Here is a 14,234-nt window from a genome sequence, read left to right on the forward strand (position 1 = left end):
TTTTCAATTCAGCGCACGAGGGTTGCGGTGTTTCATCCCTTTTGCGTTTACTCAAAACTATACTTGCAGAATTTATTAGTTATCTCTTTTTGAGATTAATGTATAATTTGATTCTGGGTGGAAAATTATCCCAAAATACTCAGCATAGAGGAAAATATGAAAATAAAGTTATTCGTTTTAATTCTGGTTCTGTTATCTGGCGCATTGTCGGCTTGCCAATCAGCTCCGACCTTGCCGACACCTACGGCAACTGCCTTGCCAACAGACACCCCCGAACCCACCGCGGTTCCAACCCTGGAACCTACGGCAACGACTGTCCCTGAAATTGGAATGCCGGTCTCCAGTGAGAATTGGGAAGTGACCCTGTTGGGTGTCTCATTAATGGAGGAAGATGTCTATGACTCGGAGGTGAAGGGAAGAGTGTTGGCGAATGAAGGCAGTCGTTATCTTGCGGTTGCGTTCAGTGCAAAGCCTTTGGGTGAGAAAAAGTCAGTTTCGATCTCGGATGTTGTTGTAGTCGACGAAAATGGGCAGGTTCGGGGAGCCTATTATCTGGGCGCCCAGGAAGCTTCCAGCGAAATTGACCCGTTCAGCATCGAGGTCAAACGTTGCATGATGATGGCCATTACGGGCGAAGGTTTGGATATCCCCGTGGAAGAATACTTCCATATGATCTACCAGGTGGATGAGTCAAGCCTGGGCAAGCAAGTTACCTTTAATTTTGACGATGTACCTGCAATACCGTTTATCGTTGAATAAATTTTGTTAAAGTTGCCGTACACCGGATTTGAAAACCCGGAAGATGAAAAAAAGGAAACTGCTCCGATTTCGGAGCAGTTTTTTGCGTTTGAAAAGGGGATAAGAAGATATAGATGAATCAGGGTTTGTTCAGGGTTTCTCTGGTCGCCGCAGAGAAATTTAACCGCTGCAAAACGCAGTCAGGTTTTCCACCATGGTATCCATTTGCTTATGGCCGGTGCGCTGGTCGATGACCAATGTCAGCATGGTGTTGGCCATTTCCACCGCCGTGGCGTTGTCATTCAGGCGTGTGTCTTGCGCCAGTTCGGCCCAATGCGCTGTCAACCCGATGCCCGCCTCGCCCAGCTCATCCTGCAGCCAGTCGCGCTCGATCCCTTCCACGTATACCGGCAGCCCCAGCGGCATAATGTCTGCTTGCAGTTGCGGGAAGATCGGCCGCAGCGCCTTGATGCCGGCTATGGCTTCCAGCAGGTAGGTGTAATTCTCGCGGCGCGCCTGGCGGATGCCGGCCCAATTCAGCCGCTCGATCTCAGCCTGCTCCAGCGGGTCGCCCAGCACCACCCTGTCGCTGTCATACAGTTCTTCCGCGCGTGCGTACAGTGCTTTCAGTTCATCGTAAGTATCCAGAGCCTGGTAAAGGTAATCCGCTAATTTTTCTCGATATTCCCGGATGACCGGCAAGCGCCGGTTGGGCAAATCCGAATATTTGGAGAGGATGGCGCTCACATCCATCTTTGTGGTCAGGTAACCCCCGTCGTGTGCGCAGAACTTGCGCAGGCTGTTAAAGGCAAAATCCCCGAATGGCTGCGGGTGGAAGGCAGCCTGGGCGTTATCCTCGACTACTAACTTGCCTTTCTCCTGCAAACTGCGTAAGGCTGCCTGCACTTCCAGCGGCTGGTTGAAGCCGAAATAGTTGATGAAGTACACCGCGCGCTGCCCCTGCGCTTGGCGTGCCAGGTCTTGCAGGTCGATGCTCAAATCCGGTTTCACTTGGTAAAAGGCGAAGGATAACCCGCACGGTACCAGCGCATTAAGAATGGATGGGCACAGGTAAGACGGCAGCAGTATTTCACGGATGCCCTGCGATACCAAATAATCGCCGATCACCGTCAGGCAGGCTTTCCCACCGTTCAGGAAAAGCGACCCCGAGGTGTCTATTGCCGGCTCATCCAACCGCCAGCGCTCATCCGCGTAAAACTCACCGCCCACATACATATAATATCTCTCCGCTGCTTATCAACATATTGCTCTAATTGTATTTCCAAAAATCACCTCCCCTAAAGTCGTCAGACTTTGGGGGAGGAAGGGAGGGGGTGAAATGGGGGAGGTTAGGAGGGGGCGGGGAGGAAGGGAGGGGGCGAAAAAAGGGAGGTTAGGAAGCGCCAGACCGGGAACCAAAGCCTGCGATCATTCGTCATAAATATATGAATATAAATAAGACAATCGCCTTGTTAATTTCCCTGACGCTCTTTTCCTTGAGCGCCTGCCTGCCCCATCCCTCCGTGGACTCTGCACCCTTGCCTGTTGAGGAGACTCTTGCCCAGCCTTCGTTGAGCAGTACTTCACCTGCGGAGGACAACCAATATACCAACACGGACTTTGGTCTCTCGTTTAACTATCCATCCGATTGGTTCGGGCCTGATGAATACGTGTCCGGCGATACCCTGAGGATTGCGATTGGGTCCGATGTAGTTTATCCCTACGGGACGGACCGCGCCGACCAGGCTTTGACCCAGCCGAATTCTTATTACATTGTGGTGCAATACACCAAAAATAACCGGAACACCTACTGGCAGGATACTTACCAAAAACTGACTGCCATGCAGGACGGCGAGTCGCTCTCCGATACCAGAAGCCGCATCATTCGCGTGCGCCAGCTCAACCTGGATGATTTACACGGATTTGAATACACTGCCACGCTTTCCGACACGGCTCAAACTGAACCTATCTACTCTCGCGAAGTGATTTTGGTGGATGACCAATCCAACCTGCTGACAATATCCGGTTCACCCAACACCGTAGAAATTCCCGCCGGTGAAGATTGGCGGGATCTCTACCGCGCGGTGGATGAGCAATATCAGGATGCTTTCCATGCCATTTTGGATTCCATACAATTGAATTAAAGCTTTAACCCTTCCCCCAGTATTAGGCTTTAGGGAAGGCTGGAATGGGACTGGAGGGATCAGGCATCCTTACTTCTTGTTTTGATCAGGAATTGCAGTCCGGATAACAATCCCAATGCTATGAAAGTGGAAGTATATAGTTTCGCAGATTCTTCGAAAATGTAAGATGCCGTTGTTGGAGGTCTGAAACTTGCGTCAATGGTTGTGTGGATGACATAACAGACGAAAGCGATAACAAAATACTCCGCAATATAGGGGACTTCAAATACGGTTGGTAAAACGTAAATCAGGACGGGCAGGGCAACCAGACCGTAAATAATGATGATCATATCGTTCCAGCTGTGGACGCCGGTCCAGGCAATCAGTTTCCTGAAAAAACGGATGTGATCTAGATTTGTCCCAATGTTTTCATGGAATTGCATTACCTCATCCACGGCCAGATAGGTTAACGCAATAGCAGCGATCAGAAAAAAAACCTTCTGTTTCCTTTTTGCATTGGGGCTGATAAAAAAGCAAGTATAAGCAATCAGCGCGGAGGTTGTTAATACTGTCGCGGAAAGGATACTGATCGACCCCACTTCCAAGTAAAAATTGTAACAAAAACGTTCTCCTTCAGGATGAATAAAAACCGAGAAGGATATGAAAGCGAAAACGGCAGCTAATATGATCCCGGAGAATAAAAATATATCCGGTTTAATTTGCCTGGGGCGATTTCTATATGCTGTTTTGATTTTTTCGACGTAATTTAAAGAACTGATTTTTGCCACCTATCTATTCATTGAAATAACATTATCTATTGGAATTAACCAGGATATCTTCGGCCTGTCTGCTATGCGATTGGATCCCTGCGGTCTGAAGGATATGCTTTGGTTATTCGAAATTTCCGGCATTATATCCTCTTAACGTTTTATCGTCTTTGTTTTTAATGTTTTGGGGATATTTCAAAAAATTAATATTTTTACAGGGAAGTCGGAGAAGAATGTATTGAAAATCCATCTATAATTAGATTTTCCTAAAAAGATTGATAAAGGAGGGCAAGTTTAATGAAACCGGCACTGATTGTTATCGATGTTCAGAAGGATTTCTTTCATATCAGCGACATAACCACGCAGAGTCTTCATGCGGCTATCGAGGTTATCAATGCTGCTATTGCGCTTTTCCGCGAAAAGGGATTTCCGGTAATCAGTGTCCAGCATATTGAAGAAGCGGATGGGTTAAAACCGGGCAGCCCCGGGTTCGACCTTCCCGATGAATTGGAAATTGCTGCGGACGATCTCCACATTCATAAATATTACGGCAATGCCTTCAACAAGACCTGTTTGGCTGAACACCTGCATACATTGCAAGCCGATCCGCTTATCCTGGCGGGGTTCTGCGCCGAGTTTTGCGTGTTATCCACCTATCGGGGCGCTTTGGATCAGGACTTTAAACCGATTATGCTACAGGGTGGATTAGCCAGCGAGACGCCGGAACATATCCGTTTTGTTGAACAAATCAGCGATGGAGTCACCTACGGGGCTTTGAAAAACTTATTGCGATAACCGAAGGTTATAATGATACGCAATAGGCAGATGATTTCTGCCGAATTTGAAAAAGAGGGTGAAATATTTTACACGGCGTTAGTTGTTATATATAATTGATATGACTCTCTTATTTGTTAGCCAAGTGAATAACCTTGAAATCTTTCCACCGTAAATTACTTTGGGCATTTTGCTCCGTTGTTTCATTCGGGGTGCTGTTCCTTCTCCTCTATCTTCCGGTTCAGCCGAAAGGGAATATCTTTTCGGAAGGTTGGGAAATGAAAGTGGGGGATGAATGGCGTCCGGTTACCTTCCCTTTTCAATACTCAATCACAGAAATGACCACGCTGGTCTTTAGAACTGAAATATCTTATCCGGCCGGGGATGCAATGATCCTGACCGGGTTGAAAGGTCAGGCCGTTCGCATCGATTTAGATGGTAATTCTGTTATCGCTTTGGGCGATCTGGAAGCTCCTACGGCAAATATTTGGAATAAGACTTTCATAGTACCTTTACCGGAAGAAGGATCTCCATCTTCGGAAATGGAAATTCAACTGAGCAGCGCATCATTTCCCATCAGTATATCCATACCTCCCTACACGATAGATAAAAAATCGGCGGCTTTACGGGTCATGTGGATTGATTTTATTTATAACGATATCCTGCTCACCTCTGTTGGCGCCGCCCTGTTAATTGGTTTACTTCTGATTGTTCTTTCGTTGATACGCCGTCGAACATTCAGCGCCGAAATATATTTTGGCTTGGCGTCCGTTATGGGGGCGATTGAAACTTTCGACTTCCAATTTCGGGTTTCGACTGGAACGCTGGGTGACTTTCTAGTTATAAAGAAAATTTTGATGATCGCGGGTTACCTGGCTGCCTTTCTGTTTATGGTTGGTATGGAAAAATATTTCCAGGATCGGCTGCGCGTCAGCAAATACCTGGCAGCACCTTCTATCGTTTCCGTATTCATTGTCCTCATCCAGCCGGATCTGATCAGATTATCTCAAACACTGACGTATTTAAACATGGTCACGCTGATTGACCTGGTGGGTGCAGTCTACTTTATTTTCAAAGATGCCGGGAAGAAAAACTGGCTGGTTCTTCCGGCAATCTGGTTGATCTTGGGCCTTTTGGAAATTCTCGCTGTTCAAATCTTCCATTTTTCCTGGCCGTATGTCATGGCCTATATTATCCTTCTGAGCACTATTCTCTTTGGCGTTAATCTGTTGATTGAATTTAATCAGGTGTTTTTGGAAAAAGAGGATTTAGAGAAGAGAATTGATATTGATACGCTCACAACTGCCTATAATCGCAATGTGCTGGGGAAAGCTTCCAAAAATCAATACAATGTTCTTATTCTTATGGATCTGGATAATTTCAAATCCTATAATGATCGCCACGGACACCAAAAAGGGGATCGCATCCTGGTTCAGTTTGCTGAAATTGTAAAAAATAATCTTCGCCAGAATGACCTGGTTGTGCGCTACGGCGGTGATGAATTTTTAGTGTTGTTGAGTGATATCGGTATAATAGATGCTGAACGGGTTGCGGACCGGATACGTAAAGAATTTGAGGAATTAACAATTGAAGATCATTTAAGTGTGTCCTACGGCATCGAAAAGATCGTTCAATCTATTAACTCTGATCTGACAAAAGCAGATCGCTTGATGTATGCCATGAAACAGGCCAAGCGAGAGCGAAAAATATAATTACCGATAGGATCAATATGAAAACAATACAGTACTCGATAGCTCCCCAGGTTTTCGAAAAATTTCCCGATTATATTCGCGGGGTTGTGCTGGCTGTGGGTGTGTCCAATGGCAAGTCCTCGCCTGAACTGGTTCAACTATTGCGTGATGAAGAAAAATCGCTACAGCAGCGCTTGAATGTGGAAGAGATTACTGACTATCCCAAGGTGAATTCCTGGCGTGAGGCTTTCCGTTCGCTTGGCATCAAACCCAGCGAATACCGCTCTTCCATCGAAGCCATGTCGCGGCGTGTCCTGCGCGGTAATGAACTGCCTTCCATCAATGCTTTGGTGGATATTGGAAACATCCTTTCACTGCGTCATCTGGTTCCCACCGGCGGGCATGCGCTGGATGCAATCCAGGCAGATATCTCTCTGCGTCCGGCCGACGGTTCGGAGGAGTTTGTTCCCTTCGGATCGGAAGAGATGGAACATCCCGACCCGGATGAATTCGTTTTTGTGGAAGGAAATACGGTGCTCACCCGCCGTTGGAGCTGGCGCCAGGCGAACCATTCGCTTACGCTGCCTTCCACCAAGATCATTGAGTTCAATATCGACGGCCTTCCTCCGGTATCGATGGAGGAAGTAGAACTGGTGGCCAAGGATATGTTCGAATTGGTGAGTCGTTTCTGCGGCGGTGAACTTTCTGTTCAATACATCACACGCGATAATCCTTCCATCTCATTGACATTCTAAGGTCCGTTTTCACTTACCACACACATAAAACAATCTCCCGAATTTCGGGAGATTGTTATTATTTAACTAACTGACCTGACAAAATTTTATTCGATATCTTGTCCGGGCAAGGCTGCCTTCTCATTCCCGTTTCTTAAGAAGATGGCAGACAGGATGCGGTAAGTGGTCAAAAAGACTATGCTGGCCGCGCTGCTCCAATACAGAATTTGCATGCCGGCAGTTCCGGTATCGCTGCCCGCGCTGATGCCGTGCAACAGCACCATCCAAAAGACCCCGAAACTCAGATAGTGCAGTACGCGCCAGGTGGCTCGTCCAATGGATTTGCGCACATAGGAACTGAACACCAACGCAATCCATAAATAGAGACTGATCTGCCCGGCACCGACACTCAAAGGTTGATAGTTGAACACCGTAAAAGGTACCACCAGTTGCAAAGGCGTCATGTTGATGTACGGATCCCAAAGCAGGATCACTCCGTGGAAAAGCGTGAAGAATAATCCGTAAAGGCTGACAAATTGATGCAGGTCGTTGCCAATGGCGAACCCCCGGCCTTTCGGCAGGCTGCGGGTGCTCATCAGCAGGCCCAGCACCATGGATACCCATAAGAAGACAAAGGCAATGATGCCGCTGGCCCGCGACAGGTACCAGAATGTATGCGTGTCCGCTGCGGCGCCGGACTGTGCCAGGGCAGGCAGCATCAGAGCGCCCAGGAAAAAGGCCAGCATCCCGCCGGCCAGGATTAGGCCCGTCCGTAAGATTCTCTTGAAGAGTCTTTCCTCAAATTGGTTCGACCAGGATATTTCTTTCATATTCTTTCACCAGATAAGATTCCATATTATTTGATAATGCGATAATTCCATTTTGCAGCACAAACAGGCCCGCGTTTCCGCTGCGCTGCCTGAGCCACTGCATGCCTTGCTCAGACCCCAAAATCAGGCAGGTCTTGGCCGCCATTTCGGCTTCCATCAGGTTGGGCGCGATCACGGTCGCGCTCAACACGTCGCTTTCCACCGGCGCGTTGCTGCGCGGGTCAATGATGTGCGTGCGCCATTCGCCGTCCTGCTCCCAGTGCCGGTGATCCGTGCCGGAGGTGGCTACGCCGCCTTCGCGCAGGCTGATGCGCGCGATCTCCGCTTCCAGGTTGAAGGGATCCTTTATGCCGATTTGCCAGCTTTGGGCTGGCCCGCTGCGCGGGGTCAGGGCGATGTCGCCGCCTGCGCTGACCAAAGCCGGGGCGTATTCCGCCAGGCGCTGCGCGGCTTGATGCGCGGCCCAGCCTTTGGCGCTGCCGCCGAAATCCAACCGCAACCCTTCCGGCAGCAGCACCTTGTGTTTATCCGTGTCCACGGCAATGTCGTCCAGGCTTGCGGCTGAGTTTATAAAGGAGAAATGAGCACCCAACATGCCGGCGCTGTTTTCCAGCAGCTCGAAGCTGCGGTCGTATCCGGCCGCTTCCAGCGCGTCCAGCACAGCCGGTGTGACCAACCCGCGGCTGTCCTCGGCTGCTTCCAGGGCGACCTGCAGCACATCCCACAACACCGGGCTGACCGACACAGCCTCTCCCTGGCTGCGGTTGAGTTGGCTCAGTTCACTGTCCCAGCGGAAACGGCTCAGGTGCTGTTCCCATTCTTCGAACCAGGCCGGCACCTGCTCCAGCAGCGAGCGTGCCTGTTCGGATTCCGAATCGATCAGCGCTTCGACCTCGCTGCCCATTGCGTGAAAACGGATCTTATACATTAGCTTGACGATGTTTTGGCTGCCGGGGCGCCGCCGCCGGAGCCGCCAGAGCCGCCGGAAGAACCGATCACTACCCGCTCGATCACCGGCGCGGCGGTGGGTTCGGCTTGCTGTACGGTGACCTGCGCCAGCTCCTGGCTGCTTTGACTGGTACTTGTATTGTCCAATGCAGAGGGCACCAGTGTGGGCAGCGCGGTGTTCAAAGCGTTCGTATTGTCGACTGTGGTGTTATCCGCCTCCGCGCTGGCTTCCTGGGTGCTTTTGCTGAACAGATTCCACAATCCGAACAGCGATGTAACGGAAAGCGAAGCCAGAAAGACTTTTATCGCGGTTGCCCAGTTTTTACCTTGTTTGTTATTCGGGGTATTCATTCTCATTTCTCAATTCCGTATTGTCCAAGCGAACTAATCGTCGTCATGCTCGTCCTCGCGCTCGTCCTCATGCTCGCGCTCACCGCTTTCACGCGAAGAAGATGAGCCGGAGGAGCTGGAACTGGTCGAGGTATATTGGATTACCTGTACCTTTGTAATATTTCCATACGCATCGATGTAAAACACATAGTTGCTCAAAGTGACTTTATAGAATTCAGCGCCATCCACCACCACCGTTTGTACGTTCGCTTTGGATGTATCACTGACCTGCAAATAGTCCGCGGCGATTTGCACCGCTTGCTGGTTGTCGATTTTTATCGGAATGCTGCTGTACAATACCTCGCCGTTGAACGCGTCCACATATACGGTCCCGCTGGTGAAATTGACGCTGTAAACCGTCTGGCCCTCAAAACTGGCCAATTCGGGAACGCCTTTCAGGTAATCCTCGCTGTCCGCGCTTTGCTGGGCGGCCGCCACGGCTTCATCCACGCTGATGGTTTGCTGCCCATTGACGATTTCTTTTCCGTCCTGCAGCGCGTTGACTTGCTCATTCAAGGTCTGGATCTGGTTGTTGGCCTGCGCGATCAGGTCGTTGTAGGCCGCTTCGCGCGTGGCGATTTGCGCCTGCACTTCGGGGCTGAGCTCATTGGCATTGGTGTTGTTGGCTGCCCGGATGAATCCGATTACCCCGCCGATGACGAACAGGGAGATCAGAGTGGATGCGATCAGAATGGTTTTTTGTCTCATGTTTACTCCTGTGTAATATACTAATAAGACCAAATATATCCTATTAACCTTGTGGTTTTCTGAAAAAACAGGGCTATTTTTCCAATGAAATTCCAATCTTTGTAAAATAAAATTGACCTACAATGAAGGTGATAAGGATTAAAAAGGTTGAGGAATGTTGGTACTGATCATAGAAGACGATAAGCGCCTGGCCAGGCTGATCGCGGACGTGCTTGAGGAAGAGCATATTCGCGTGGAAGTTAGCCATGATGGCAATGAAGGGCTGGAAATGGCCATGAGTGGAAAATACGATGTGGCGGTCATCGATTGGATGCTGCCCGGCCGCGATGGGCCTTCGATCTGCCGCAAACTGCGTTCCGCGCATATCGCCACCGCCTTGCTGATCCTGACCGCCCGCGGCCAGGTGGAGGACCGTGTGGCGGGTTTGGATAGCGGCGCGGATGATTATTTGGTCAAGCCTTTTTCATTTGACGAACTTCTGGCCCGTTTGCGTGCCCTGTCGCGCCGCAACCTGCCCGCGGGCAGCGACAACTGGGAGCTCCGCATTGGGCATATTGTCATGGATTTAAAAGCCCACACCATGCGCCGCGGAGAAAAAGCTATCGATTTATCCAGAACGGAATGGGATTTGCTGGAATATCTGCTGCGCAACAGCGGACAAACCCTGCCCCGCCAGAATATTCTGGAATACATCTGGTCCAATGATTCGGCTGTCAAACCGGAGCTGGTGGACGTGTACATCTCCTACCTGCGTAAGAAATTGAACGTTCCCGGTTTGCCCGATCCGCTGCAAACTGTACGCGGAGTGGGTTACCGTTTGGATGGCGAAAATGCTTAGCCGTCTGCGTCTGCGCCTGACGCTGATCTACCTGTTGGTGGGTATGCTCTTGGTAGCGATTCTGGGCGGCAGCACCTATTCGGTCCTGTATTATTATTTCCAAAATGCCAATGACCAGGCATTGCAGGCTAAATTGGTCACTGTCCTGGATGGCATTGATGTTCCCCTGCCGAGGAGTCTGAATAGCGAAGAGGAGTCAGACAAAGAGGAAAAGGACGATGATCACGAGCTGCGTGCCAACGAGATCTATGAAGGTGAGCAATCCACTGTTTTTATCCTCCCGTTGGATTCTTCCGGGGAGCTGCTTTTTAATCCCAACCCGTACGAATTGCCCATGCAGCCGGACATGGCCGCAGTGGCAGCCGCACAGCAGAGCGGCAGCCTGGATTATCGGAATGTTACCCTGACTGACGGCACCTCCGCGCGTCTGTTGACCTATGCCCTCCCGGATCAGGCGGGTATCGATGTCGTCCAATTGGGAAAATCCATCAGCGGCCAAATGAACATCCTGAACCAATTCCTGACCAGTTTGTTGATTATCGGTGCCCTTTCTATCGTGATTTTAGGTTTGGGCAGCTGGTGGATCGCAGGGCGCTCTTTGTCGGCGCACCAGCAGGCTTGGGATAACCAACAAGCTTTCATCGCCAATGCCAGTCACGAATTGCGCACCCCCCTCACGCTGATCCGGGCCAGTGCGGAAGCAGGCCAGCGCCGGGTCAAGACGGATAAGAAGCTGAACAGTTACCTGGGGGATGTCATTACCGAGACGGATCACATGTGCAACCTGGTGGAAGACCTGCTGCTGCTTTCCCGCTTGGACGCCGGCCAGTTGAAATTGGACTTTGCTGCGATTGATCTGGCTGACCTGATTGGGAATATTGAGCGCGAGTTTGGCCGGCTGGCGGTGGTCAGGTCCATTCAATTTGAAGCGCAGGCACCCGCATTGGAACTAGTCAGCGATAAGACCCGCCTGCGCCAGGTGCTGTTGATCATGCTGGATAATGCTTTCCAGCACACGCCTGCCGGTGGTGCGGTAACCCTGTCCGTGGAAGCGGACGCGCACCAAGCATATTTCAAGGTTGAGGATACCGGAGAGGGTATTCCGCCGGAAAGCCTGTCGCTGGTATTCGACCGCTTCTATCAGGTCGACAGCGCTCGCAGCGGTGAGAACCACGGCAGCGGTCTGGGGCTTTCCATCGCCAAATCCATCACGGAAGCCTTGGGCGGCCGCATTGCCATCACCAGTGACCCGGGCCGTGGAACACAGGTATTGGTCAGTTTGCCGTTGAAACCTAAAAAGCGCTGAATACATGGAACCGCGCGACCTGCGCGGAGCAAATTCGTATATAAAGCAGGTCATTCAAAAAGGAAAGTTATCATGAGCACTGAAAAAGTTCATACCGAAGAAATACCTGTTACCGGGGAAGAATTGCTAGGTAAGGTCAAGGAATTGGTTCACGAAGGCAATATCCGCCGTGTGGTCATTCGCAACGCGGAAGGCCGCACGCTGATCGACATTCCCCTCACCATTGGTGTGGTGGGCGTGTGGCTGGCTCCTCAACTGGCTGCCATTGGCGCCATTGCAGCCCTGTTGGGCAGCGGTAGCATCCTGGTTGAAAAAGTCGAAGAATAAATCCTCTAAATTTTCCGGATTGCGCTAATTAAAACCAATATCCGGTGATAATATTTGAGAACTTCATGAGGAATATTATCGATGGATACTATGGATGCAGCCGTCCGGCGATTCAATCAAGGCCTGACTCCGCAAGAATTAAACCTGATGGACAGCCTGCGCACACCCGCACAGGTACAGGCTTTTTTGGACGAAACCCGTTACCCCGGCGGAGAAGAAAACCGCTCGCCGCAGGAAGTGTTGCGCCAGCGCCAGGCCCACTGCCTGGATGGCGGCTTGTTCGCCGCGGCTGCGTTGCGTCGTATCGGCTTTCCACCGCTGATCGTGGATTTGCAACCCGATCCCGGCATGGATGACGACCACGTGCTGGCGGTGTATAAAATCAATAATTTTTGGGGTGCGGTGGCCAAGTCGAATTACAGCGGTTTGCGTTTCCGTGAGCCGGTTTATCGAAATCTGCGGGAACTGGTCATGTCCTATTTCGAGGACTTTTTCAATGTGAATGGAGTTAAAACCTTGCGTTACTATACCCGTCCTATTAACCTGAAAAGGTTTGATCGGGCAGATTGGATGAACACTTCCGCGGGAGTGGATTGGATCGAGGTATATTTAAAATCAGTCAAGTTAGTCCCTTTGATCCCAGCGGCTCAGACAGCATTACTCAGCCCTATGGATCAACGTTCCATTGCGGCCGGTACGCTGGGCATTAATCCCGAAGGGACTTTTCATCCGAAATCATAGGAAAAACAAGAAACTGAAAGGCGAATTAAATGGAACTGAAAAAAGTGTGTGTTTATTGTGGCTCCAGTCCGGGAAAAAGACCGGAATATTTATCGGCTGCACGTGCAATGGGAACTGAGCTGGCAAACCGCAATATTACCCTTGTTTATGGCGGCGGCCGGGTTGGACTGATGGGGGAAGTGGCCCGCGCGACTTTGGCGAATGGCGGCCAGGTGATTGGTGTGATTCCTAAAGCGTTGAGCGATCAGGAATTGGCTTTTGATGAGTTGGCGGAATTACACGTGGTGGATTCCATGCATGAGCGTAAAGCGCTTATGGCGGAATTGTCTGATGGTTTTGTTGCCCTCCCGGGCGGGTACGGTACTCTGGAAGAGATCTTTGAGGTGCTTACCTGGGAGCAGTTGGGTTTCCATACCAAACCCTGCGGTGTGCTCAATATCGATCATTACTACGACCATTTGTTGGAGTTCCTGGATTATTCCGTTGCGGAGCAGTTCATTTACCAGCCGCATCGGGATTTGATTCTACAGGCTTTGGAACCTGCCGACTTGATTGATCGATTTCTAGCCTATCAACCGGTTAAAATGAACAAGGCTGAATGGGTACACAATCTGGAACAATCCGCCGGAAAAAAATTGTAAAACAAACGCTCGGGCTGAAGCCCGAGCGTTCTTCTATTAATTCTATAAGGTATCTGTTTCAGGATTGCTTTTTCAATTCCCTAACCCGTTGGTAGCCTTTGATGATGGTCATCAGAAAAATAACCAGCGAAAGCACATAAACGACCAATAAAAGTTCGCGGAAAGGGGGGCTGGCGTGATTGCCGAACAAGGGAAACCACAGGGTCATCAGCGGGACAAAACTGCCCATAATGGATAGCTGGTGGGTAAGTTTGTCGATCTTGGGTTGAACACTCAATTCTGGCAATTGGTTGCCGGAAGCAGGCAGTGGTTTGCTGAAATACAGCCATCCATTTAACTTGGTGATGAATTCCCAGCCGTCATCAAGAAAAGTATCCAGATAAGCGTTCATGCCGATCTTTTGCCGGTTGTGATAATCCAGCCGATAGGTGATGGCTGCCGGGGGGATGCTTTCAAAGGAGAACAAGCCCGGCAGGGGGATTGTGCTCAATTTCCATCCGGACAGTGCCATCTCTTGCAACCAGTTCTCGATTTTTTCGTCCTGCCAGCTCCAGAACCATTTAAATTTCTTCAAAAGGCATTCTCCCTGCGTTTGTGAATCTATTTCGATAAAATTTCTGCTATCTTAAAATTAATCAGATACAGATTATAAAGCATCGCTTTTAAAAGGAAAATTCG

The 14,234-nt window shown here is 50.0% G+C and carries 17 protein-coding genes; 10 read left to right on the forward strand and 7 right to left on the reverse strand.

What is annotated here, in order from left to right:
- Nucleotides 1-156 precede the first annotated feature (156 nt).
- Nucleotides 157-759, forward strand: a complete 603-nt coding sequence (locus tag Pelsub_RS01985) for a hypothetical protein (RefSeq protein ID WP_116225403.1) — start codon at nucleotides 157-159, stop codon at nucleotides 757-759.
- A gap of 159 nt (nucleotides 760-918) precedes the next feature.
- Here Pelsub_RS01985 and Pelsub_RS01990 read toward each other — a convergent pair whose 3' ends face one another.
- Nucleotides 919-1,974, reverse strand: coding sequence for a PLP-dependent aminotransferase family protein (locus tag Pelsub_RS01990; protein ID WP_116225404.1), 1,056 nt, complete (start codon nucleotides 1,972-1,974; stop codon nucleotides 919-921).
- A 209-nt stretch (nucleotides 1,975-2,183) separates the two neighbouring features.
- Between Pelsub_RS01990 and Pelsub_RS01995 the strand changes: the two genes are divergently transcribed.
- On the forward strand, nucleotides 2,184-2,882 hold the full coding sequence (locus tag Pelsub_RS01995; protein WP_126440366.1) for a hypothetical protein: 699 nt from the start codon (nucleotides 2,184-2,186) through the stop codon (nucleotides 2,880-2,882).
- Nucleotides 2,883-2,941: 59 nt separating this feature from the next.
- On the opposite strand, the gene Pelsub_RS02000 is transcribed toward Pelsub_RS01995, so the two are convergent.
- On the reverse strand, nucleotides 2,942-3,304 hold the full coding sequence (locus tag Pelsub_RS02000) for a hypothetical protein (protein ID WP_126440368.1): 363 nt from the start codon (nucleotides 3,302-3,304) through the stop codon (nucleotides 2,942-2,944).
- A gap of 621 nt (nucleotides 3,305-3,925) precedes the next feature.
- Between Pelsub_RS02000 and Pelsub_RS02005 the strand changes: the two genes are divergently transcribed.
- From Pelsub_RS02005 to Pelsub_RS02015, 3 genes are all read left to right on the forward strand, one after another.
- Nucleotides 3,926-4,423, forward strand: coding sequence for a cysteine hydrolase family protein (locus Pelsub_RS02005; protein WP_116225407.1), 498 nt, complete (start codon nucleotides 3,926-3,928; stop codon nucleotides 4,421-4,423).
- Between the two features lie 134 nt (nucleotides 4,424-4,557).
- Nucleotides 4,558-6,114, forward strand: coding sequence for a GGDEF domain-containing protein (locus tag Pelsub_RS02010; protein ID WP_126440370.1), 1,557 nt, complete (start codon nucleotides 4,558-4,560; stop codon nucleotides 6,112-6,114).
- A 17-nt stretch (nucleotides 6,115-6,131) separates the two neighbouring features.
- Nucleotides 6,132-6,848, forward strand: coding sequence for a B3/B4 domain-containing protein (locus tag Pelsub_RS02015; RefSeq protein ID WP_116225409.1), 717 nt, complete (start codon nucleotides 6,132-6,134; stop codon nucleotides 6,846-6,848).
- 86 nt (nucleotides 6,849-6,934) lie between these two features.
- Here the strand turns inward: Pelsub_RS02015 and Pelsub_RS02020 are convergent, their stop codons facing one another.
- From Pelsub_RS02020 to Pelsub_RS02035, 4 genes are read right to left on the reverse strand one after another with little or no spacing between them, the layout of a single operon-like run.
- The gene (locus tag Pelsub_RS02020; protein WP_116225410.1) at nucleotides 6,935-7,657 is read right to left on the reverse strand and encodes a ferric reductase-like transmembrane domain-containing protein; all 723 of its coding nucleotides are present in this window, start codon (nucleotides 7,655-7,657) and stop codon (nucleotides 6,935-6,937) included.
- Nucleotides 7,626-8,585 carry an FAD:protein FMN transferase gene (locus Pelsub_RS02025; RefSeq protein ID WP_116225411.1) on the reverse strand — a complete coding sequence of 320 codons (960 nt, stop codon included), beginning with the start codon at nucleotides 8,583-8,585 and terminating at the stop codon, nucleotides 7,626-7,628. Before Pelsub_RS02025 ends, Pelsub_RS02020 begins: the two co-directional genes overlap by 32 nt.
- Entirely contained in the window at nucleotides 8,585-8,962 is a 378-nt protein-coding gene (locus tag Pelsub_RS02030; RefSeq protein WP_126440371.1) for a hypothetical protein, read from the reverse strand. Before Pelsub_RS02030 ends, Pelsub_RS02025 begins: the two co-directional genes overlap by 1 nt.
- A gap of 27 nt (nucleotides 8,963-8,989) precedes the next feature.
- The gene (locus tag Pelsub_RS02035; RefSeq protein WP_116225413.1) at nucleotides 8,990-9,703 is read right to left on the reverse strand and encodes a PepSY domain-containing protein; all 714 of its coding nucleotides are present in this window, start codon (nucleotides 9,701-9,703) and stop codon (nucleotides 8,990-8,992) included.
- Nucleotides 9,704-9,857: 154 nt separating this feature from the next.
- Here Pelsub_RS02035 and Pelsub_RS02040 point away from each other — a divergent pair, with 154 nt between their 5' ends.
- The 5 genes from Pelsub_RS02040 to Pelsub_RS02060 all read left to right on the forward strand — a co-directional run bounded on the left by Pelsub_RS02040 (nucleotide 9,858) and on the right by Pelsub_RS02060 (nucleotide 13,556).
- Complete coding sequence (locus tag Pelsub_RS02040; protein ID WP_116225414.1) at nucleotides 9,858-10,541, forward strand: response regulator transcription factor; 684 nt, start codon at nucleotides 9,858-9,860, stop codon at nucleotides 10,539-10,541.
- Nucleotides 10,534-11,847 (forward strand): sensor histidine kinase, encoded by a 1,314-nt coding sequence (locus Pelsub_RS02045; protein ID WP_158674931.1) that lies wholly within the window; start codon nucleotides 10,534-10,536, stop codon nucleotides 11,845-11,847. The genes Pelsub_RS02040 and Pelsub_RS02045 overlap by 8 nt, the downstream gene beginning before the upstream one ends.
- Nucleotides 11,848-11,919: 72 nt before the next feature.
- On the forward strand, nucleotides 11,920-12,174 hold the full coding sequence (locus Pelsub_RS02050; protein ID WP_116225416.1) for a DUF4342 domain-containing protein: 255 nt from the start codon (nucleotides 11,920-11,922) through the stop codon (nucleotides 12,172-12,174).
- An 81-nt stretch (nucleotides 12,175-12,255) separates the two neighbouring features.
- A complete protein-coding gene (locus Pelsub_RS02055) occupies nucleotides 12,256-12,915 on the forward strand; it encodes a hypothetical protein (protein WP_116225417.1) in 660 nt (219 codons plus the stop codon).
- A 29-nt stretch (nucleotides 12,916-12,944) separates the two neighbouring features.
- Nucleotides 12,945-13,556, forward strand: coding sequence for an LOG family protein (locus tag Pelsub_RS02060; protein ID WP_116225418.1), 612 nt, complete (start codon nucleotides 12,945-12,947; stop codon nucleotides 13,554-13,556).
- Between the two features lie 58 nt (nucleotides 13,557-13,614).
- Here the strand turns inward: Pelsub_RS02060 and Pelsub_RS02065 are convergent, their stop codons facing one another.
- Nucleotides 13,615-14,130: a DUF2812 domain-containing protein gene (locus Pelsub_RS02065; RefSeq protein ID WP_116225419.1), complete on the reverse strand. Its 516-nt coding sequence runs from the start codon at nucleotides 14,128-14,130 to the stop codon at nucleotides 13,615-13,617.
- Nucleotides 14,131-14,234 lie beyond the last annotated feature (104 nt).

Source organism: Pelolinea submarina (genome assembly GCF_003966975.1).
Lineage (GTDB): Bacteria > Chloroflexota > Anaerolineae > Anaerolineales > Anaerolineaceae > Pelolinea > Pelolinea submarina.

Excerpts from the sequence above, each read along its gene's own strand:
- Pelsub_RS02035 (WP_116225413.1), bottom strand. The coding sequence starts at position 9,703 with ATGAGACAAAAAACCATTCTGATCGCATCCACTCTGATCTCCCTGTTC.
- Pelsub_RS02005 (WP_116225407.1), top strand. The coding sequence starts at position 3,926 with ATGAAACCGGCACTGATTGTTATCGATGTTCAGAAGGATTTCTTTCAT.
- Pelsub_RS02060 (WP_116225418.1), top strand. The coding sequence starts at position 12,945 with ATGGAACTGAAAAAAGTGTGTGTTTATTGTGGCTCCAGTCCGGGAAAA.
- Pelsub_RS02045 (WP_158674931.1), top strand. The coding sequence starts at position 10,534 with ATGCTTAGCCGTCTGCGTCTGCGCCTGACGCTGATCTACCTGTTGGTG.
- Pelsub_RS02040 (WP_116225414.1), top strand. The coding sequence starts at position 9,858 with ATGTTGGTACTGATCATAGAAGACGATAAGCGCCTGGCCAGGCTGATC.
- Pelsub_RS02055 (WP_116225417.1), top strand. The coding sequence starts at position 12,256 with ATGGATACTATGGATGCAGCCGTCCGGCGATTCAATCAAGGCCTGACT.
- Pelsub_RS02050 (WP_116225416.1), top strand. The coding sequence starts at position 11,920 with ATGAGCACTGAAAAAGTTCATACCGAAGAAATACCTGTTACCGGGGAA.
- Pelsub_RS02020 (WP_116225410.1), bottom strand. The coding sequence starts at position 7,657 with ATGAAAGAAATATCCTGGTCGAACCAATTTGAGGAAAGACTCTTCAAG.
- Pelsub_RS02030 (WP_126440371.1), bottom strand. The coding sequence starts at position 8,962 with ATGAGAATGAATACCCCGAATAACAAACAAGGTAAAAACTGGGCAACC.
- Pelsub_RS02025 (WP_116225411.1), bottom strand. The coding sequence starts at position 8,585 with ATGTATAAGATCCGTTTTCACGCAATGGGCAGCGAGGTCGAAGCGCTG.
- Pelsub_RS02015 (WP_116225409.1), top strand. The coding sequence starts at position 6,132 with ATGAAAACAATACAGTACTCGATAGCTCCCCAGGTTTTCGAAAAATTT.
- Pelsub_RS01990 (WP_116225404.1), bottom strand. The coding sequence starts at position 1,974 with ATGTATGTGGGCGGTGAGTTTTACGCGGATGAGCGCTGGCGGTTGGAT.
- Pelsub_RS02000 (WP_126440368.1), bottom strand. The coding sequence starts at position 3,304 with ATGCAATTCCATGAAAACATTGGGACAAATCTAGATCACATCCGTTTT.
- Pelsub_RS01995 (WP_126440366.1), top strand. The coding sequence starts at position 2,184 with ATGAATATAAATAAGACAATCGCCTTGTTAATTTCCCTGACGCTCTTT.
- Pelsub_RS01985 (WP_116225403.1), top strand. The coding sequence starts at position 157 with ATGAAAATAAAGTTATTCGTTTTAATTCTGGTTCTGTTATCTGGCGCA.